Genomic DNA, 19,211 nt, shown 5'->3' on the forward strand with positions numbered 1-19,211 from the left:
CTGTGGCGGAGCGATCACCGTCGTCCCCGAAGGAGCGCACGTGACGTCCTCCCGCCGTCCGGCCGCACGACGCCGCACCGCCCTCCTGGGCCGCGAGACGGTCCTCGCCACCCTCCCCCTCGCGGTCGCCGCCCTCCTCGGCGCCGCCGCGCCCCTGGCTCCCGGCACCGCCGGGGCGGCCGGCGCGGGCGACCCGTACTTCCCGCTGAGCGGCAACGGCGGCTACGACGTACGCCACTACGACCTCACGCTCGGCTACGACACCGGCTCCCGGCACCTCGACGGCACCGCCGTCCTCACCGCCCGTGCCACCCAGCGCCTGAGCCGCTTCGACCTGGACCTGAGCGGGCTCACCGTCACCTCCGTGCGCGTCGGCCGCGACGACGCCCGGTTCACCCGCAAGGGCCAGGAACTCGTCGTCACCCCGAAGAGCACCCTGCGCGAGGGCCAGGAGTTCAAGGTCACCGTCCGCTACAAGGGCCGGCCGAAGCCGGTCACCGACCCGGACGGCTCGACCGACGGCTGGATCCCCACCGACGACGGCGCCTTCGTGGCGGGCCAGCCGCAGGGCGCGATGACCTGGTTCCCGGCCAACAACCACCCGCTGGACAAGGCGTCCTACGACTTCACGATCACCGTCCCCGAGGGCCGTACCGCCGTCGCCAACGGGGTGCTGCGCGGCCAGCGCACCGAGCACGGCCGCACCACCTTCCGCTGGCACCAGGCCGAGCCGATGGCCGCCTACCTCGCCACCGCCACCGTCGGCACCTTCCAGGTCCGGCGCAGCACCCTGCCCGGCGGCATCCAGCTCTACGACGCCGTCGACCCCCGCGAGGCCCGCGCCGCCGACCCGGTGATGAAGAAGCTGCCCTCGGTGCTGAAGTGGGAGGCCGGACTGTTCGGCCCCTACCCCTACCGCGCCGCCGGCTCCATCGTCGACCACGCCCCGGACGTCGGCTACGCCCTGGAGACCCAGACCCGGCCGGTGTACGACTCGGCGCCCGACCTGGACACCCTCGTGCACGAGACCGCCCACCAGTGGTTCGGCGACTCCGTCTCCCTGACCAAGTGGCAGGACATCTGGCTCAACGAGGGCTTCGCCAGCTACACCGAGTGGCTCTACGAGGAGCAGCACGGCGGCGACAGCGCCCAGAAGACCTTCGACGGCCTGTACGCCCGCCCCGCCAAGGACAGCCTGTGGGCCTACCCGCCCGGCAACCCCGGCAACGGCGGCAAGATCTTCGGCACGCCCGTCTACGACCGGGGCGCGATGGCCCTGCACCAGGTGCGCAAGGCCGTCGGTGACCGGGCCTTCCTCCGCATCCTGCGCGCCTGGGCCGCCCAGCACCGGGACGGGCACGGCACGACCGAGCAGTTCACCCGGCTCGCCGAGAAGGAGTCCGGGAAGAAGGTCGCCCCGGTGCTGCACACCTGGCTGTACACCAAGGGCAAGCCGAAGACCGCCTGACGGTCACTGCTCGCGCATCCCCCACGGGGAGCCGTACGCGGTCAGCAGGTCGAGGAACGGGCGGGCCGGGAAGGCTTCCGGGCCCAGCACGCCCGCGCCCGACCAGGCACCGGTGGCGAGGAGTTCGAGGGCGACCACCGGGTTCACGGCCGTCTGCCAGACCACGGCCTGGGAACCGTACTCGGCCATCGACCACTCGTTGTCGACCACGTGATAGAGGTACACCTCGCGCGGCGAGCCGTCCTTGGTGCCCCTCACCCAGGTGCCCGCGCAGGTCTTGCCGCGCATCCGGTCGCCCAGCGTCGCCGGGTCGGGCAGCCCCGCGGCCACCACGTCCCGCGGCGAGACCGCGACCGGACCGTCCGGGCCCGGCACGGTCACCGGCGTGGTGCGGTCCAGGCCCAACTGGTGCAGCGTGCGCAGCGTGTCGGTGAACTCCCGGCCCAGCCCGTACTTGAAGGTGACCCGCCGCGCGTCCGTCCAGCGCGGTATCAGCAGCACCTCCTCGTGCTCGACGTTCACGCACTCCACCGGGCCGATGCCCTCGGGGAAGTCGAACACCTCCGGCTCGCTGAACGGCTCGGTGGTGAACCAGCCGCGCCCCTCCTCGTACACCACCGGCGGGTTCAGGCACTCCTCGATCGTGGTCCAGATGCTGAAGGAGGGCGCGAAGTCGTAGCCGTCCACGGTGAGGTCGGCGCCGTCGCGGACGCCGATCTCCTCGATGGAGTCGAAGAGTTCGTCGGCCGCGTACCGGGCGAACACGTCCGACAGGCCCGGCTCCACGCCCATGCCCACCAGCGCCAGCGCGCCCGCGCGCTCCCAGTCGGCGGCGGCCGCGAACTGCTCGTCGCCGAGCTTCACCCCGCACTCCTCGTACGGGCGCTCCGGGTGCGGGCGGGACAGTGACATCGCCATGTCGACATAGGTGACCCCGGCCCCGCGGGCGGCCCGGAACAGCGGCATCACGAATCTGGGGTCGGTGGCGTTCAGCAGCACGTCGCAGCCGTGCCGGGCGAGCAGCCCGGCGACCGCCGCCTCGTCGGCCGCGTCCACCCGCTCGGCGACGAACCGGCCCGCGTCCGCGCCGAGCGCCGCGACGGCCGCCTCCGCTCGGTCGGGGTCGTAGTCGGCCACCACCATCAGGTCGAAGAACGGACGGCGGGCCGCGATCCGGGTGACGGCGGTGCCCACACCACCGGCGCCCACGAGCAGTACACGCATGACGGAAACTCCCTGCCTGACACGGACGGAACAAGAACGGGACAGGCGCGCCTTGCCGTGAATCCAACGCCCCGCCCCGCGTTAAGGTCAATGGCGTTGGCATAAGGACCGCAGAGAGGGCCGGCTCGTGCCCAAACCCGTCGTGCCCGAGGAGAAGCGCCGCAGGCGCCGGCCCACCCGCAGCGGCACCGTGCTCTCCGAGGAGCTGATCGTCACCACCGCGCTGCGCCTGCTGCGCGAGCACGGCAGCGCGGGGCTCACCGCGCGCCGCCTCGGCCTCGCCCTGGACTGCGACCCCAGCACCCTCTACCGGTACTTCCGGGGCATGGACGACCTCACCCTGGCCATCGGTGACGCCCTCATCGGCCAGGCCCTCGACGGCTGGCGGCGCACCGGCCGCTGGCGGGCCGACCTGCGCGCCATCGGCACCCGCATCCACGCCGCCTACGTCGCCCACCCCCAGGCGGCGCTGCTCACCGTCAGCCGGGTCACCGGCCGCGCCCATGAACTGGCCGTCGACGAGGCGGTCCTGGACGTCCTCGCCCGCGCCGGGTTCCCGTTGCCCGAGGCGGTACGGGTCTATCACGCCTTCATCGACCAGACCCTCGCCTTCGCCGCCCTGGACGCCGCCACCCTGGCCCTGCCCAGCGCCTCCCAGCGCGCCGACGAGGACCAGTGGCACTCCACCTACGCCCGGCTGCCCCGTTCCACCCACCCGCGCATCGCCGAGGCCGCCCCGCTGCTCGCCCGGCAGATGGTGCACAGCGCCTACCCGACCGCGCTGGAGATGCTGCTGGACAGCGCGGCCGCCCGGCTCAGCGGCGCAGCGCCCGCGCCGCCGTCGCGCTGACCGCCTCGGCCAGCGCCGCCAGCGCGGGGGAGTCCAGCCGCCACTGCTGCCAGTACAGCGCCACGTCCAGCCACCGCCCCGGCGCCAGCGGCACCACCCGGCCCGCCGCGAGCAGCGGCTCCGCCTGGGACTCCGGCACCATGCCCCAGCCGAGCCCGCGCGCCACCGACTCCGCGAACCCCTCCGAGGTCGGCACGTAGTGCCGCACCGGGCCGGCGCCGGTGCCGCCGAGCCCCCGTACGAAGGCGTCCTGGAGGTCGTCCTTGTCGTCGAAGACCATCACCGGCAGCGCGCCCAGCGCCCCGGCGAGCGGCCCGGACGGCAGCCGCGCGGCCAGCTCCGGCGCCGCCACCGGCAGATACCGCAGCCGGCCCAGCGGACGCACCGAGCAGCCGGGCACCGGCTCCGCCGACCCCGTCACCGCCGCCATCACCAGGCCCTCGCGCAGCAGTGCCGCCGTGTGGTCCTCGTCCTCCCGGCGCAGCTCGAAACTGAGCCCCGGCACCTCGGTGAGCGCGTCCAGGAACCAGGTCGACAGGGAGTCGGCGTTCACCGCGACCGACACCCGCGTCGGCTCCCCGGCGCCGCTCATCCCCAGCTCGTCCCGCGCGTCCTGCTCCAGCCGGGCGAGCTGTCGGGCGTACCGCACCAGGACCGCGCCGGAATCGGTCGGGCGGACCGGCTTGGTGCGCTGGAGCAGCACCCGGCCGGTGCGCTGCTCCAGCGCCTTCACCCGCTGGCTCACCGCCGACGGGGTCACGTGCAGCGCGGCGGCGGCCGCGTCGAAGGTGCCCTCGTCCACCACCGCCAGCAGCGTCCGCACCTGGTCCAGAGGAAGCTCGTTCATCACGAGCGCTAATGTTACGTAAGAATCTTTAGCTGTACGCGCGGTGATCCGGTCCGTAGCGTCAACGGCATGAACCACGCGCTCACCGCCGCGGCCGCGGGCTTCGGCACCGGCCTCTCCCTCATCGTCGCCATCGGCGCCCAGAACGCCTTCGTCCTGCGCCAGGGGGTCCGCCGGAACGCCGTCCTCGCCGTGGTGGGCATCTGCGCGCTCTCGGACGCCGTGCTCATCGCCCTCGGCGTCGCCGGGGTCGGCGCGATCGTGGTGGCCTGGCCGGACGCGGTACGGGCCGTCGGCATCGTCGGCGGCGTCTTCCTGGTCTGCTACGGCGCCCTCGCCGCCCGGCGCGTCCTGCGCCCCGGCACCGGCGGACTGAGCACGGACGGCGAGGCGGCCGGCTCGATCCGGCGCGCGGTGCTCACCTGCCTGGCGATGACCTGGCTCAACCCGCACGTCTACCTGGACACCGTCTTCCTGGTCGGCTCCCTCGCCGCCGACCGGGGTCCGCTGCGCTGGACCTTCGGGCTGGGCGCGGCGCTGGCCAGCCTGTGCTGGTTCGCCGCCCTCGGATTCGGCGCCCGGCTGCTCGGCCGCGTCCTGGTCCGGCCCGCCGCCTGGCGGGTGCTGGACGGCCTGGTCGCCCTGACCATGCTCGGCCTCGGCGCGATGCTGCTCATCGGCGCCTGAGGCGGGTCCGGCCGCGAAGGGTTCGGTGTTCGCCGGGCGTTGCTGCGATAGTGAGGCCCGAAATCGAAAGATGTATCGAGCAACCAGGACCTCCGTGGACACGAGCGAGAGCAGCAGCACCGACGCGACCGAGACGCCCGGAGGGGACCCGCCCGCACGCGGCTGGCGCCGCTGGGGGATGGACACCCGCCCCCTGCGCATCCCGGCCTACCGGCGCCTGTGGTCGTCGACCATCGTCACCGCCGTCGGCAGCCAGCTCACCGCGGTCGCCGTACCCAAGCAGATCTACGACATCACCCAGTCCTCGGCCTGGGTCGGCTACGCCAGCCTCGCCGGGCTGGTGCCCATGGTGGTCTTCGCGCTGTGGGGCGGCGCCGTCGCGGACACCGTGGACCGGCGCAAGCTGCTGCTGATCACCAACATAGGCATCGCGGTGACCTCGCTGCTGTTCTGGGCCCAGTCCGTCACCGGACTGGACTCGGTGCCGGTGCTGATGATCCTGCTCGCCGCCCAGCAGGCGTTCTTCGGCCTCAACCAGCCCGCCCGCAGCGCCTCGATCGCCCGGCTGGTCCCGGCCGAGGAGCTGCCGGCCGCCAACGCGCTCGGCACCACTGTGATGCAGACCGGCGCGGTCGCCGGGCCGCTGCTCGCCGGTGTGCTGATCCCGGTCATCGGACTGCCCGAGCTGTACCTCATCGACGCGCTCGCCCTGACCTTCACCGTGTGGGCCGTCTTCCGGCTGCCCGCCCTGCCGCCGCTCGGAGGGCACCTGGCCCGCCGCGCCGGGGTACGGGAGATCGTGGCCGGGTTCCGCTACATCGCCGGTCACAAGGTGCTGCTGCTGTCCTTCCTCGCCGACATCGTCGCCATGGTCTTCGGCATGCCCCGCGCCCTCTTCCCGGAGCTGGCCGCGCACACCTACCGCGCCTGGGACGAGGGGTACGCGCTCGGGCTGCTCTTCGCCGCCATCCCGGTCGGCTCGGTGCTCGGCGGACTGTTCTCCGGCGCCTTCTCGCGGGCCCGCCGCCACGGCCTCATGGTCATCGGCTCGGTGGTCGGCTGGGGGCTCGCCGTCGTCGGGTTCGGGCTGAGCGGCAACCTCTGGGTGGCCGTCGCCTTCCTCGCCGCCGGAGGCGTGGCCGACATGGTCTCCATGGTCTTCCGGGGCGCCATCCTGCTCTCCGCCGCGACCGACGAGATGCGCGGCCGGATGCAGGGCGTCTTCACCGTGGTCGTCGCGGGCGGACCCCGCCTCGCCGACGTGCTGCACGGCACCGCCGGGTCGCTCTTCGGGACCCGCGCCGCCGTCGCGGGCGGTGGGGCGCTGGTCGTCGTCGTGATGCTGGCGCTGGCCGCCGCCACGCCCGCGCTGCGCCGCTACCGGATCTGACCGACGGGGCTACAGCGGGGTGCTCCGCCGGATCGCGTACTGGTCCATCAGCTTGCCGCGAGTCGTCTCCAGCCGGTGGGCCAGGATCTCGGCCACCGTGCGCACCAGCGACAGCCCGAGCAGCGGGTCCTCCACGCACAGCGCGAGCACGGAGGGCCCGTCGAACTCGTAGGCGCGGACGTTGCTGAACGCCACCGCCCCGAAGTCCCACTCGTACGGCGGGAAGAGCCAGGACCAGCCGAGCAGGTCACCGGCGCCGAGCGTGGCCACGGTGATGTACTGCCGGGAGGTCACCTGCTGGTCCAGGGAGACCGCGCCCGAGCGGATCACCCAGAACCGGTCCGCGACACCGCCCGCCTCGAAGACGCGGGTGTCCTCCGGGAAGGACACCTCCTTCGCCAGCTCCATCAGCCGCTCCCGCTGCGCCTGTGGCAGGGCGGTCGGCAGTTTGATCGCTTTGGTCATACGCGGGGCTCCTCACCGGCGGCCGTTCGGGTGGTTCCCTAAGCCCATTGGAGCCGCTGCCGCCGCGAGGGGCACCTCGAAGAAGCCGGGCGGGCCGGCCCGCCGTGCCCAGGGCAGGGAAAAGCCCTGGCTGGACGGGGGAAACCAGCCAGGGCAGTCGGTGCGGAAGCGCGCGGAACACACGGGTACCGATCCGGGGCGCGCCCCGATATGGATGAACGATAAACCACGGGGCGTCCGACCGGTATGGGTACCGGCATCACGTGACGTGCCTCACTCCCGTCGCGCCCGTCCCGCCCGCGTCCGCCGGATGACTGCCCGGCGCGACGATCTCCGTCAGCACCCCCGCCACCACCTGGTACGTCAGCGCGCGCTCGGTCGCCTCCCGCGCCCGGTCCGGATCGGTGGCCGTCAGGCTCTGCGCCCGCTCCAGCCAGACCCGCTCCTCCTCGGCGGCCAGATCCCGGCTCCGCCGGATGCGCCGCAACAGTTCGTCCGCGTCCACGACATCGCTCATACCGGGCTCCTACCCGCACGGTGGCCCGGTAAAGGCTCCCGTGTCCCCGGTGTTTGACATCGCCGCGAGGGGTCAGCCGCAAGGAAGAGACCCCGGCCGTCCGGGCGACGCCCCTGGAAAGACCGGGCACCGCGCTAGGGAGGGACGACACCATGTGCGAGCAGCGCGCGACCAACACCCCGGCCGTGCCTCGGCAGAGCCGCAGGACCATGGCGTACCGGCCGGCGGACGCCCGCAGAGACGTACGCCGCGCGGTGACCGAACGCTGTCGTGACCGCGCGCTCACCTGCCCCGACGAGACCCTTGAGGACGCCCTGCTGGTCGCCTCCGAGCTGACCACCAACGCCATCCTGCACGGCGGCGGCATCACCCGCTTCGAGGTCGACGTGGACACCCGCGGCGTACGGCTCTCGGTGAGCGACCGCAGCGACGAACTGCCCGACACCACCGCCCGGTTGGGCACCGACACCGACCGGAGCCGCACCGGCGGCCGGGGCTGGCCCATCGTCAGCCTGCTCGCCCGTGACGTACGGATGGCCGGACTCCCGCGCGGCGGCAAGTGCGTCACCGCCGTCGTGCCCCTGCGCTGAACACGGCCCCTTCCCGGCCGCGCACCCGCCACCGTCTGGAGCGCCCGTTCATGCCGATCCACTCCGCGAACACCCCTTCCGCCGAGGCCGGCCGGCCTCGGCGGAGCCACGACGACGCGCCCGACACGACGGCCCTCTTCGCCGAGCTGGCCGGCCTGCCGGACGGCCCCGCACGCGACGCCCTGCGCGCCGAACTCACCACCGCCTGGCTGCCCATGGCCCATCGCATCGCCGCCCGCTTCCGCGACCGGGGCGAGAACGCGGAGGACCTGCGCCAGGTGGCCGCCCTCGGCCTGGTCAAGGCCATCGACCGGTTCGACCCCGCACGCGGCGCCTTCGAGAGCTACGCCGTGCCGACCATCACCGGCGAGGTCAAGCGGCATTTCCGCGACCGCACCTGGGCGCTGCGGGTACCGCGCCGGGTGCAGGAGCTGCGCAACCGGGTCCGCGTCGCCCGCCGCGACCTCACCGAGCGGCCCGGCGGCCGGGCGCCCAGCGTCGCGGGCATCGCCGGGCACACCGGGCTCACCGAGGCGGAGGTCGCCACCGGGCTGGAGGCGCTGGACAGTTACAGCACCCTCTCCCTGGACGCCGAACCGGCCGGCGAGGGCGGCACCCTCACCGACAGCCTCGGCGCCCCCGACCCCGCCTACTCGGTCGTCGTCGACCGCGAGGCCGCCCGGCGCAGCCTGAGCCGCCTGCCCGAACGCGACCGGGACATCCTCTACATGCGCTTCTTCGAGGACCTCTCCCAGAGCCGCATCGCCGCCCGCCTCGGCATCTCCCAGATGCACGTCTCCCGGCTCCTGCGGCACATCTGCGCCCGCGTCCGGGCCGAGGCCCAGGACCCCCGCGCCGACGGGCCCCTCAGGCGTTAGGGGCCGGCCGTCACTTCTTCGCCGCCTCCACCTTCACCGGGACGCCCAGCGGACGGGCGAGGCCGGAGACCGCCTCGTCCAGGCGCTGGAGGTGGCGCAGCACGCGGTCGGTGACCCGGCCCCAGCGGGGGGTGGCCAGGGTGCCGGGTTCCAGCATGGACGCGATGCTCGGGCCGGTCTCCAGCTCGGCCGAGGAGTGCGGATCGCGGACGTGGTCGGCGATCGCCTCGATGTTGTGCACGATCCGGCTGCACACCCCGCGCAGCCGCGGATCGGCCGCGATCGACGGGTTGCTGGGCAGCAGCTCCGCCGTGGCCGCCAGCGCCCGCCCGTGGTACGCGCAGGTCTCCAGCAGCGCCACCACGTACCGCGCGGTGTCCCGACGGGAGCGCAAGGGGGTGACCGGGTGCGTCAGCGGCTTGGTCGCCGCGTGCAGGTCGGCCAGCGCCTGGTCCAGCTCGCGGGCCTGGTCCACCAGGTCCGTGTGCGGCCGCCCGCTGAGCTGGTCCACGGCCGCCTGCGTCAGCTCGGCCAGCTTGTCCAGCACCTCCACCAGCAGCTCGTTGGTGCGCCGGTCGGTGCGCACCGGCAGGACGACCGCCGCCGTGATCACCCCGCAGGCCGCGCCCAGCGCCGTCTCCTCCACCCGCAGCACCAGCACCGACATGCTGTACGTGTTCAGCAGCGTGTAGAGCAGTCCCAGCGCCGCCGTCACGAAGAACGACATCAGCGTGTACGACAGGGGAGCGGTGTAGAACATGGCGAACACACACACCAGCACCAGCGCGAACGCCGTCCAGGTGTGGTGTCCCACCGCGCCGGCCAGCCCGATACCGGCGACCACGCCGAGGACGGTGCCGAGCAGCCGCCGGCCGCCCTTCACCAGGATCTCCCCGGTGGAGGTGGTGTTGATGAAGACGATCCAGCAGGTCAGCACCGCCCAGTACCAGCGCTGGTGGGACAGCAGCTCACCGCCCACGATGGCCAGCGACGCCCCCACCGTGACCTGGAGGGCCGCCCGGGTCGTGGGGCGCCGCAGCCCGGTCTCCTCGGGCTTCTCCGGATCGGGCTCCTCGCTGATCTCGATCGCCGCGTCCTCGGCGTCCAGCTCCTCACGGGACCTGCTGGTCGCCGGGCTGTCGTCGGACTCGTCCTGCGGGCCGTCCAGCGCGGTCCGCAGACCCAGCACCGCGCGCGCCGCCTCACCGATGCCGCGGAACACGTCCTGCACGGCCGGGGACGCGTCGGGCAGGTTGTCCTCCTCGCGGTAGCCGAGCAGCCGGTTGCGCACCTGGGCCAGGGCCGTCCCCGACGTCTCGCCCACCGGGCGCAGCACCAGCAGCCGCAGCGCCTGCAGGTCCCGGCGAATCATCTCCGTCGCCGGGTCCCGCACCGGCAGCATCCGGCCGGGCGGCGCCGGCGCGCCCGGCAGATACAGGGTGAGGGTGTCGGTCCGTTCGGCGCTGCGCGCGGTGAGCAGCATCAGTCCGAGCCGCTCCGCGGCGATCTCGGCGTCCGCGACACGGCGCTGCACCAGCCGGGCCATCGCGTCGTCGGAGGTGCCGCGCTCCAGCCGGCCCTGGATCATCAGCGCCGTCTCGTGCAGCCGGGCCGTACCGGTGCGCAGGTCCTCCACGACCTTGTCCACGTCGTCCGGGCCCGCGTCCAGCAGCTCGATCTGCGTGCCCAGCAACTGCCCCAGCCGGGCCCGGAACGCCCGCCGCAGCCGGTCCAGCGTGCCCGCCTCCGTCTGCGGCATCAGCACGAACCGCGCGAACGCGCTGCACCCCACCGCCACCGTGATCACGATGTACAGCGAGGGCAGCATCGACGGCGTCGCCCGAACGAACAGCGACAGGAAGTAGACCTGGAAGCCGATCAGCCCGAGCCCGGTGGCCCGGTCACCGAACCGGCGCCCGTAGACGGCCGCGAAGATGATCAGCAGGAAGGAGATGTCGCTGACCAGCGGCCAGCGGTTCAGCACCGCCCCCGCCGACACCGCGGCCAGCGCCACCGGCAGGGACAGCGCCACCGTGACCGCCTGCTTGCTGCGGTCGGTCTCCCGGACGGCGAAGGTCGCCGCCATCGCCGCCATCGCGCCCGCGACCAACTGGGGGACCGGGAAGCGCAGCGAGGCCAGCAGCATGAGGGTGAGGGCGATCGCGGCCACCGTGCGCAGCCCCGCGATCAGCCGCAGCAGTCCCGGATCGGACGCGGCGAGCCGGTCCCACAGCCGTACCAGAAGCGCCCGTCCCCTTGCCTTCACGCCGCCGCGCTCTCTCTTCCGTGCCGGACCATGATCTACGACCAAGGATGTCACGGAGGCCGCCGCCCCCACCACGGGACGGCGGCCTCCGGCACTCCGGCTGACCCGGTTCAGCCCCCGGTCACCTTCCCCCGCACCCTGCCCTCCGCCTCCGCGGTCCGCACCTCACTGCGCACCTGGTCCGGCGTCAGATACGAGTCCGTGTACTCGAAGTCCTTGAGCTGGGCGGGCTTGCGGGCCTGGAAGCCCGTACGGACGAAGTCGTCCCCGGCGATGGCGTTCAGCAGCCAGTTCACCAGCACCCGCGCCTTGGCGACGCCGGTGCGCAGCGCCGACCAGTGGTAGCCGCGTGCCACGGCCTGGGCGAGGATGCCGCGCAGCTCGATACCGAGCGGCCGGGACACCGCGTCCTTGCCGCCGAGGTCCACCACGAGACCGAGGTCCTTGTGGACGTACGGCTCCAGCGGCTCGCCGCGCAGCGAGTGGATGATGTTGTCCGCCACCTTCGGGCCCTGCCGCATGGCGTGCTGCGCGGTGGGCGGGCAGATCGCGTCCTTCTCGCCCTTGGCGAGGTCGGGCACGGCCGCCGCGTCGCCGAGCGCGAACACCCCGTCGTGCCCCGGTACGGTCATCTCCGGGGTCACCGCGAGCCGTCCGCGCACCGTCTCCGCGTCCATCGTGCCGATCAGCGGGCTGGCGACCACACCGGCCGTCCAGATCAGGGTGTGCGTCGGGATCACCCGGCCGTCGGTGAAGGTGACCTCGTCCTCGGTCACCTTGGCCACGGACACCCCGAGGGAGACGTCGATGCCCCGGTCGCGCAGGATCTTCAGCGCCTGCTTGCCGAGCCGGTCGCCCAGCTCCGGCATCAGCTTCGGCGCGATGTCGATCAGATGCCAGCGGATCAGGCTCGGGTCCAGCCGCGGATAGCGCCGGACCGCCGCGTGGGTGAGCCGCTGGAGGCAGGCCGCCGTCTCCGTGCCCGCGTAACCGCCGCCGACCACCACGAACTGCAGCCGCGCCGCCCGCTCCTCGGGGTCGTCGCTGGCGTCCGCGAGGTCGAGCTGCGAGATGACGTGGTCACGGATGTACGCGGCCTCCGCGAGCGTCTTCATCCCGAAGGCGTGCTCGGCGAGGCCGGGGATGTCGAAGGTGCGGGTCACGCTGCCCGGTGCCAGCACCAGGTAGTCGTAGGGCTCGTTGATGATCTCGTCGGTGATGGTGCGGATGACGCACACCTTCGCCGCCAGATCCACCCCGATCGCCCCGCCCGGAATGATCCGGGTGCGGTACTTCTTGCTGCGGCGCAGCGAGACGGCGATCGACTGCGGCGTCAGCACGCCGGAGGCGACCTGGGGCAGCAGCGGAAGGTAGAGCTGGTAGGAGAACGGCGTCACCAGGGCGACGTCCGCCTCGTCGGGGCCGAGTTTGCGCTCCAGCCGGCGGACACACTCGACTCCGGCGAAGCCTGCGCCGATCACCAGAATCCTGGGTCGTCGTGTCACGGTGTTGTTCCCTTCTGCGGCTCCCGTCGGTCCGGATGGACGCCGTTCGCATGCCCGGGACCACTGCCACCACACCCGATCCCACCGTGCTCCGAGCCGTTCCGCCAGTCGGAAGCGCCCGGCGGCGAACGCGTGGGCAGCAGCCTGCCCCTCCACGCACCGGAGTAACCCGATTCCGCACCGCTACACCTTCCGGCGCTCTCACCAGGGCAGGAAGACGTGAATGTCCTTGCCGTCCTCGACCACCACCACGCTGACCTGATCGCACAGGGTGTGCACCAGATGCCAGCCGATGCCCCCGCCGCCCGAACTCGGCCTGAACGGGCGCGGCTCGGGCACCACCGTGCTGGTGTCGTGCATGGTCACATGCACCCCGTCGAAGGTGCGCCGCATCCGCAGCCCGAACGGGCCCGGCGCGAACTGGATCGCGTTGGCCGCCAGCTCCGTCACCACGAGCAGGATGTCGTCCCAGTACTCCGGCGCGGTGGGCGGCGCGTCGCGGGCGAGCCCGCGCAGGAACTCCTCCGCGGCCAGCCGCGCGCCCGTCACGTTCGGAAGTTCGCCGGGGAAGGCGTAGGCGCGCTCGTGCGCCCTCTCGGAGGGAGGTGTGCCGTCCCAACGCCGCTCTGTCGCCATCTCGCATTCCCCGGCCGCGGTCTCCCGGAGCGGGCCCGGATCGGGCACCGCACTCCAGGGCGGTCATCGTCGCTGGTCAGTTCACCAGGGCGGGTTCCCAGCGCGACGCGGATTACGCGTACCCGTGCCACCCGACGGGGGACGGACTCACCGGAAGACGTCGTCCGGCTCGTCCCAGTCCACCGGTTCCGGGCTCCGCCCGCCGCGCGCGGCACGCGAGCGCGCCTTGTACATCGCGTCGATCTCGGCCGCGTAGTGCCGCGCGATGACGTCCCGGCGCAGCTTCAGCGACGGCGTCAGCAGACCGTTGTCGGGGGCGAACGGCTCCTGCACGACCCGGTAGACCCGGATGGACTCGGCGCGCGACACCGTGCTGTTGGCCGACGCGATCGCGCGGGCCAGCTCCTCGCGCAGCGCGCTCTCCTCCCGGCTCTCCCGCCCCTCGAAGTCGCCCTGGAGCGCCAGGGCGGCCCGCCAGTGCGAGAGGAACTCCGGGTCCAGGGTGATCAGCGCGCCCACGCAGGGCCGGTCCTCGCCGACGACCACCGCCTGATGGATCAGCGGGTGCATCCGCAGCCGCTGCTCCAGCGGAGCGGGCGCCACGCTCTTGCCGCTGGAGGTGACGATGAGGTCCTTCTTGCGGCCGGTGATGGTCAGATACCCCTCCCGGTCCAGCCGCCCGATGTCCCCGGTCGACAGCCAGCCCCCGCGCAGCACACCGCGGGTCCGCGCCTCGTCGCCGATGTAGCCCTGGAACACCGACGGGCCGTGCACCAGGATCTCCCCGTCCTCGGCCACCCGGACCTCGGTGCCCGGCAGCGGCATGCCCACCGTGCCCGACTTCTCCCGGCCCAACGGCTGCATGGTGATCCCGCCCGAGGTCTCCGTCAGCCCGTAGCCGTCGTGGATGTACAGGCCGATGCCCTCGAAGAACAGCGACAGTTCGCGGCTCAGCGACGACCCGCCCGAGGTGCCCCGCCGGGCCCGGCCGCCGAGCGCCGAGCGGAGCTTGCGGTACACCGTCCGTTCGTACAGGGCGTGTTGCAGCCGCAGTTCCAGGCCGGGGCCGGTGCCGATGCCGAGGCGGGCGCGCTCCTGGGCCTCCGCGAAGTCCCGCGCGGTCTGCGCCGCCCGCTGGAACAGCGCGCCGCGGCCCGCCTGCTGAGCCGTCCTCAGGAACGTCTTGTACAGCTTCTCGAACACCGAGGGGACGCCGTAGAGATACGTCGGCCGGAAGGTGCTCAGCGCCGAGGCGAGCGCCTCCTGGCTCGTCTCCGGCTCGTGCGCCATCAGGATGCCGCCGCGCAGACACATCGTCTGGATCATGATCCCGTACACGTGCGAGAACGGCAGGAACGCCAGTACCGAGGGCTGTTCGCCCGGCTGTGCCACCGTGTGACCCCAGCCGGCCAGCAGCACGTCGCACGGGTAGGCGATGCCGCGGTGGCTCAGTGCGCAGCCCATCGGGCGGCCGGTGGCGCCGGAGGTGTAGGTGACGGCCGCGGTGGAGTCCGGCAGCACGATCCGGCGCAGCGACTCCACGGTGGTCAGCGGGATGTCCACGCCCCGCTCGGTGAGCTCGGTCAGCGCGCCCGCGTCCAGTTGCCAGACGTGCCTCAGCCGGGGCAGCGCCGCGCACACCGTGCCGACCGTCATCACGCCCAGTTCGTCCTCGACCGCGACGGCCACGCAGCCGGCGTCCCGCAGAATCCACTCGACCTGGTCCCGCGAGGAGGTGGGGTGGACCGGGACGATCTCCGCGCCCACGGTCCACAGGGCGTGCGCCAGCACCGTCCACTCGTAGCGGTTGCGGGCCATCAGGGCGACCCGGTGGCCCGGCGAGATCCCGGCGGCCACCAGCCCCTTGGCCAGCCCGACCACGTCGTCCCGCAGCCGGCCGGCCGTGATCGTCTCCCAGTCGCCGGGGGCGCCCTTCGCGTGCCGGGCGAGCAGCGGGAGTTCCGGGTTCTTCGCGGCTCGCTCGAAGACGGTGTCGGCGAGCCCGCCGGTGGGCGGCGGGAAAGCTGCCGGAGCGGAGGCGACGTCGCGCATGCGCTGCTCCTGGAAGTACGGAGGGTGACCCCGCCGATCGGCTCTGTGTCGGCGGTGCACGAATGTAGCGCGGGGAAGCGGTTTCGGTGCGGGGAAGGAGAAAGTCGTGATCCCCTGATGACCTGCGGATGTCCGGTGGGTCCCGCGTGCCGCCGTTCCGTACGGGTATCGGCGCGGTTCGCCGGGACATGCCGAGAGGGGCGGCCGGGGGTCGTCGTGACCTCCGGCCGCCCCTCTCCGGGCGCGGGTACCGGTGGGCTCAGCGGGCGGGCGTGAGCCAGACCGTGGCGAGCGGTGGCAGCGTCAGGCGCAGCCGCCCGTCCTGAGGGCAGAGCTTGCCCGCGTCACCCACCCGCACACCGCTGCCGCCGTACCGGACCGCGTCGGTGTTGAGCGCCTCCTGCCAGGCGGGCACCTGCTCGGGCGCCCAGAGCCGGTAGTCCTCCCGGACCACGGGCGAGAAGTTGGACACCGCCAGCAGGGGAGTGCCGTCCTCGGCGTACCGGACGAACGCGAAGACGTTGTCGTCGGCCGCGTCGCACATCGACCACTGGAAGCCGCCCGGGTCGGTGTCCCGCTGCCACAGCGCCGGGGCCTTGCGGTACACCGTGTTCAGATCCCGCACCAGGTCCCGCATGCCGCGGTGGTCGGCCGCCGAGTGGTAGTCGTCGGCCAGCAGCCACCACTCCGGCCCGTGCTTCTCCGACCACTCCGCGCCCTGCGCGAACTCCTGGCCCATGAAGAGCAGTTGCTTGCCGGGGTGGGCCCACATGAAGCCCAGGTACGCCCGGTGGTTCGCGCGCCGCTGCCACCAGTCGCCGGGCATCTTCGACACCAGCGCCTGCTTGCCGTGCACCACCTCGTCGTGGGAGATGGGCAGCACATAGTTCTCGCTGTACGCGTACACCATCGAGAACGTCATGTCGTGGTGGTGGTACTTGCGGTGCACCGGTTCCTTCTGCACGTACTCCAGCGAGTCGTGCATCCAGCCCATGTTCCACTTCAGCCCGAACCCGAGACCGCCGCTGTCGGTCGGCCGGGTCACGCCCTCCCACGCCGTCGACTCCTCGGCGATGGTCACCACACCGGGGCAGCGCCGGTACACGGTCGCGTTCATCTCCTGGAGGAACGCCACCGCGTCCAGGTCCTCGCGCCCGCCGAAGACGTTCGGCGCCCACTGCCCGGAGTCCCGCGAGTAGTCGAGGTAGAGCATCGAGGCGACCGCGTCCACGCGCAGCCCGTCGATGTGGAACTCCTCGCACCAGTAGACCGCGTTGGCGACCAGGAAGTTGCGCACCTCGGTCCGGCCGAAGTCGAACTCGTACGTCCCCCAGTCCGGGTGCTCCGCCCGCCGGGAGTCCCCGGGCTCGTACAGCGGGTCCCCGTCGAACCGGGCCAGCGCCCAGTCGTCCTTGGGGAAGTGGGCCGGCACCCAGTCCATGATCACGCCGATGCCCGCCCGGTGCAGCGCGTCCACCAGGAACTTGAAGTCGTCCGGCGAGCCCAGCCGCGGGGTGGGCGCGTAGTACGAGGTGACCTGGTAGCCCCACGACCCGCTGAACGGGTGCCCGGCCACCGGCATCAGCTCGACATGCGTGAAGCCCAGGTCTTTTACGTACGCGGGGAGTTCCTCGGCCAGCTCGCGGTAGGTCAGCCCCGGCCGCCAGGACGGCAGATGCACCTCGTACACCGACATCGGCGCCCGGTGCACGGGTGTGTCGCCCCGGTGCGCCATCCACTCGGCGTCGTCCCACGCGTAGCGCGAGGAGGTGACGACGGAGGCGGTGTCCGGCGGGACCTCGGTGAGCCGGGCCATCGGGTCCGCCTTCAGGAACCGGTGCCCGTAGCGCGAGGTGATCTCGAACTTGTACTTGGCGCCCTCGCCGATCCCCGGCAGGAACACCTCCCACACGCCGGCCGCGCCCAGCGAGCGCATCGGGTACTGCGTGCCGTCCCAGAAGGTGAACTCCCCGGCCAGCCGCACCCCCTGGGCGTTCGGCGCCCACACGGTGAAGCGGGTGCCCGCGACCCCCTCGTGGGTCATCGGCTCGGCGCCCAGCGCCTTCCACAGCTCCTCGTGCCGGCCCTCCCGGATCAGATGCAGATCCAGCTCACCGAGCGCGGGCGCGAAACGGTACGGGTCGTGCACCGTGTGCTCGCCGTCCTCGTACGCCACCACCAGTTCGTACGCGGGGATCTCCGGGCAGGGCAGCACGGCCGAGAACAGGCCGTCGCCCTCCGAGACGAGCGGTGTGCGCACCCCGTCGGCCAGGACGCTCACGCCGAGCGCGTTCGGGCGCAGGGCGCGGAACAGCACGCCGCCGGGCACCGGGTGCGCGCCCAGCAGGGCGTGCGGGTCGTGGTGCGCGCCGCCCAGCAGACGGTCGCGCTCCTCGCCCACGAGGGCGATGCCACAGGTGCGTGCGGGGCCCGAGGTCTCGGGCAGTGACGTGTCGCGCAGTGCCATGGTTCAGCCTCTCCACTCGGCGAGCCGCTCGATGGCCGCCATCGGGACCGGAAGCCAGTCCGGCCGGTGTCTCGCCTCGTACAGGACCTCGTACACCGCCCTGTCCGTTTCGTGTGCGCGCAGCAGCGCCTGCTCCTCGCGCGGGTCCCAGCCCGCGCGGGCCGCGTACCCCGCGCAGAACGCCTCCCGGCAGCGGCTCGCCCACTCGGGCCGCCAGGGGCGGCGCTGCCGGGCCGCGTAGTCGAAGGAGCGCAGCATCCCGGCGATGTCACGCACCGGGGACTGCGCGGTCCGCCGCTCGGCGAGCGGCCGGGAGGGCTCGCCCTCGAAGTCGATGACGAACCAGTCGGCCCCGGCGCGCAGCACCTGGCCCAGGTGCAGATCACCGTGGACGCGCTGGGCGGCCGGACCGGACTCGCGGGCGGCCAGCGCTCCGAACGCGGCCCTCAGGCCCGGCACATAGGGCCGCAGCCCCGGCACCGCCCGCGCCGCCGCGTCCAGCCGTCCGCACATCGCGTCGGCCGTGACGCCGTTCTCGTCCCCGCCGGCCGCCGGGAAGGCCCCGGCCAGCGCGAGGTGCACCTCGGCCATCGCGCCGCCCAGCTCGCTCGCCTCGGCGGTGAAGTCGTCGCCCCGCGCGAGCGCCCCGAGCGCCAGCTCCCAGCCGTCGACCGCGTCCGGCAGGAACGGCTGGAGCACGCCCAGCGTGGCCGGCCGCGGCGCGGTGGTGCAGAACCACGCGACCGGCGCGGGCACCCGCGCGCACCCCTGCGCGGCCAGCGCCTGCGGCACCTCCAGATCCGGGTTGACGCCCGGCTGGATACGGCGGAACAGCTTCAGGATGTACGCGTCGCCGTACACGATCGACGAGTTGGACTGCTCGCTGGTCAGCAGCCGGGGCGCGAGACCGCCGGGCACCTCGGCCGCCGCGTCCACCTCGAAGCGCAGCGGTCCCGCCTTGCCGGGCTGCCGCAGCCGCTCCAGCAGCAGATGCGCGCAGCGCGGGTCGTGCAGCGCGTCGTACACGGCGAACCCGGCGAGCGGGCCGTGCTCGGCGCGACCGATGTACGCCCGCTCCAGACCCGGCGCGGGCCGCTCGCGGAGGCCGAGCAGCAGTTGGTAGCAGTCGCCGGGCGGGGGAGTGCCGCCGGGCGTGGGCACGGGGGTGTGCGAGGCGTTCACCAGCAGGTGCAGGCAGCCCGGGAACAGCTCGGTGACGGACAGCACCGACAGATCGGTGGCCGGGCGGTCCTTGCCCGCGAACCAGCGCTGCCGGGGCAGCCATGCGCCCAGCAGGCCGCCGAGCGAGGCCAGGAGCCCGTCGGCACCGGTCGCCGCCGGGGGGCTGAGGGTGGTGGTCTTCGGCATG

The 19,211-nt window shown here is 73.1% G+C and carries 16 protein-coding genes; 6 read left to right on the plus strand and 10 right to left on the minus strand.

What is annotated here, in order from left to right; genetic code table 11:
• Positions 1-40 precede the first annotated feature (40 nt).
• Entirely contained in the window at positions 41-1,468 is a 1,428-nt protein-coding gene (locus tag ACZ3HQ_RS22315; RefSeq protein WP_467513369.1) for a M1 family metallopeptidase, read from the plus strand.
• A gap of 3 nt (positions 1,469-1,471) precedes the next feature.
• On the opposite strand, the gene ACZ3HQ_RS22320 is transcribed toward ACZ3HQ_RS22315, so the two are convergent.
• Positions 1,472-2,692 (minus strand): saccharopine dehydrogenase family protein, encoded by a 1,221-nt coding sequence (locus tag ACZ3HQ_RS22320; RefSeq protein ID WP_467513371.1) that lies wholly within the window; start codon positions 2,690-2,692, stop codon positions 1,472-1,474.
• Between the two features lie 127 nt (positions 2,693-2,819).
• Here ACZ3HQ_RS22320 and ACZ3HQ_RS22325 point away from each other — a divergent pair, with 127 nt between their 5' ends.
• The gene (locus ACZ3HQ_RS22325; RefSeq protein ID WP_467513372.1) at positions 2,820-3,542 is read left to right on the plus strand and encodes a TetR/AcrR family transcriptional regulator; all 723 of its coding nucleotides are present in this window, start codon (positions 2,820-2,822) and stop codon (positions 3,540-3,542) included.
• Here ACZ3HQ_RS22325 and ACZ3HQ_RS22330 read toward each other — a convergent pair.
• A complete protein-coding gene (locus ACZ3HQ_RS22330; RefSeq protein WP_467513373.1) occupies positions 3,508-4,392 on the minus strand; it encodes a LysR family transcriptional regulator ArgP in 885 nt (294 codons plus the stop codon). The genes ACZ3HQ_RS22325 and ACZ3HQ_RS22330 overlap by 35 nt on opposite strands.
• A gap of 66 nt (positions 4,393-4,458) precedes the next feature.
• Between ACZ3HQ_RS22330 and ACZ3HQ_RS22335 the strand changes: the two genes are divergently transcribed.
• Positions 4,459-5,076 carry a LysE/ArgO family amino acid transporter gene (locus ACZ3HQ_RS22335; RefSeq protein ID WP_467513375.1) on the plus strand — a complete coding sequence of 206 codons (618 nt, stop codon included), beginning with the start codon at positions 4,459-4,461 and terminating at the stop codon, positions 5,074-5,076.
• A 94-nt stretch (positions 5,077-5,170) separates the two neighbouring features.
• Positions 5,171-6,466 (plus strand): MFS transporter, encoded by a 1,296-nt coding sequence (locus tag ACZ3HQ_RS22340; protein ID WP_467513376.1) that lies wholly within the window; start codon positions 5,171-5,173, stop codon positions 6,464-6,466.
• A 9-nt stretch (positions 6,467-6,475) separates the two neighbouring features.
• On the opposite strand, the gene ACZ3HQ_RS22345 is transcribed toward ACZ3HQ_RS22340, so the two are convergent.
• Together ACZ3HQ_RS22345 and ACZ3HQ_RS22350 are read right to left on the minus strand one after the other, a co-directional pair.
• A complete protein-coding gene (locus ACZ3HQ_RS22345) occupies positions 6,476-6,931 on the minus strand; it encodes a cyclic nucleotide-binding domain-containing protein (RefSeq protein WP_130336025.1) in 456 nt (151 codons plus the stop codon).
• Between the two features lie 259 nt (positions 6,932-7,190).
• On the minus strand, positions 7,191-7,448 hold the full coding sequence (locus ACZ3HQ_RS22350; RefSeq protein ID WP_467513378.1) for a hypothetical protein: 258 nt from the start codon (positions 7,446-7,448) through the stop codon (positions 7,191-7,193).
• Positions 7,449-7,600: 152 nt separating this feature from the next.
• Here ACZ3HQ_RS22350 and ACZ3HQ_RS22355 point away from each other — a divergent pair, with 152 nt between their 5' ends.
• Together ACZ3HQ_RS22355 and ACZ3HQ_RS22360 are read left to right on the plus strand one after the other, a co-directional pair.
• Positions 7,601-8,038, plus strand: coding sequence for an ATP-binding protein (locus ACZ3HQ_RS22355; RefSeq protein WP_467513380.1), 438 nt, complete (start codon positions 7,601-7,603; stop codon positions 8,036-8,038).
• Between the two features lie 50 nt (positions 8,039-8,088).
• Positions 8,089-8,916 (plus strand): SigB/SigF/SigG family RNA polymerase sigma factor, encoded by an 828-nt coding sequence (locus ACZ3HQ_RS22360; protein ID WP_467513381.1) that lies wholly within the window; start codon positions 8,089-8,091, stop codon positions 8,914-8,916.
• Between the two features lie 10 nt (positions 8,917-8,926).
• On the opposite strand, the gene ACZ3HQ_RS22365 is transcribed toward ACZ3HQ_RS22360, so the two are convergent.
• The 6 genes from ACZ3HQ_RS22365 to ACZ3HQ_RS22390 form a co-directional block, all read right to left on the minus strand.
• The gene (locus ACZ3HQ_RS22365) at positions 8,927-11,182 is read right to left on the minus strand and encodes an FUSC family protein (RefSeq protein ID WP_467513382.1); all 2,256 of its coding nucleotides are present in this window, start codon (positions 11,180-11,182) and stop codon (positions 8,927-8,929) included.
• Positions 11,183-11,292: 110 nt separating this feature from the next.
• Complete coding sequence (locus tag ACZ3HQ_RS22370) at positions 11,293-12,687, minus strand: NAD(P)/FAD-dependent oxidoreductase (protein WP_467513384.1); 1,395 nt, start codon at positions 12,685-12,687, stop codon at positions 11,293-11,295.
• 201 nt (positions 12,688-12,888) lie between these two features.
• Positions 12,889-13,323 (minus strand): ATP-binding protein, encoded by a 435-nt coding sequence (locus ACZ3HQ_RS22375; RefSeq protein WP_467513386.1) that lies wholly within the window; start codon positions 13,321-13,323, stop codon positions 12,889-12,891.
• Between the two features lie 147 nt (positions 13,324-13,470).
• Positions 13,471-15,375: an AMP-dependent synthetase/ligase gene (locus tag ACZ3HQ_RS22380; protein WP_467513388.1), complete on the minus strand. Its 1,905-nt coding sequence runs from the start codon at positions 15,373-15,375 to the stop codon at positions 13,471-13,473.
• 259 nt (positions 15,376-15,634) lie between these two features.
• Positions 15,635-17,842, minus strand: coding sequence for a 1,4-alpha-glucan branching enzyme (glgB, locus tag ACZ3HQ_RS22385; protein WP_467513389.1), 2,208 nt, complete (start codon positions 17,840-17,842; stop codon positions 15,635-15,637).
• Positions 17,843-17,845: 3 nt separating this feature from the next.
• Complete coding sequence (locus ACZ3HQ_RS22390; protein WP_467513391.1) at positions 17,846-19,210, minus strand: maltokinase N-terminal cap-like domain-containing protein; 1,365 nt, start codon at positions 19,208-19,210, stop codon at positions 17,846-17,848.
• Position 19,211 lies beyond the last annotated feature (1 nt).

Source organism: Streptomyces sp. NPDC018263 (genome assembly GCF_055562575.1).

What these genes read in the sequence shown, in the direction of transcription:
- ACZ3HQ_RS22360 (WP_467513381.1), top strand. Translation starts at nt 8,089, where the DNA reads ATGCCGATCCACTCCGCGAACACCCCTTCCGCCGAGGCCGGCCGGCCT.
- ACZ3HQ_RS22335 (WP_467513375.1), top strand. Translation starts at nt 4,459, where the DNA reads ATGAACCACGCGCTCACCGCCGCGGCCGCGGGCTTCGGCACCGGCCTC.
- ACZ3HQ_RS22380 (WP_467513388.1), bottom strand. Translation starts at nt 15,375, where the DNA reads ATGCGCGACGTCGCCTCCGCTCCGGCAGCTTTCCCGCCGCCCACCGGC.
- ACZ3HQ_RS22390 (WP_467513391.1), bottom strand. Translation starts at nt 19,210, where the DNA reads ATGCCGAAGACCACCACCCTCAGCCCCCCGGCGGCGACCGGTGCCGAC.
- ACZ3HQ_RS22350 (WP_467513378.1), bottom strand. Translation starts at nt 7,448, where the DNA reads ATGAGCGATGTCGTGGACGCGGACGAACTGTTGCGGCGCATCCGGCGG.
- ACZ3HQ_RS22355 (WP_467513380.1), top strand. Translation starts at nt 7,601, where the DNA reads ATGTGCGAGCAGCGCGCGACCAACACCCCGGCCGTGCCTCGGCAGAGC.
- glgB (WP_467513389.1), bottom strand. Translation starts at nt 17,842, where the DNA reads ATGGCACTGCGCGACACGTCACTGCCCGAGACCTCGGGCCCCGCACGC.
- ACZ3HQ_RS22320 (WP_467513371.1), bottom strand. Translation starts at nt 2,692, where the DNA reads ATGCGTGTACTGCTCGTGGGCGCCGGTGGTGTGGGCACCGCCGTCACC.
- ACZ3HQ_RS22345 (WP_130336025.1), bottom strand. Translation starts at nt 6,931, where the DNA reads ATGACCAAAGCGATCAAACTGCCGACCGCCCTGCCACAGGCGCAGCGG.
- ACZ3HQ_RS22375 (WP_467513386.1), bottom strand. Translation starts at nt 13,323, where the DNA reads ATGGCGACAGAGCGGCGTTGGGACGGCACACCTCCCTCCGAGAGGGCG.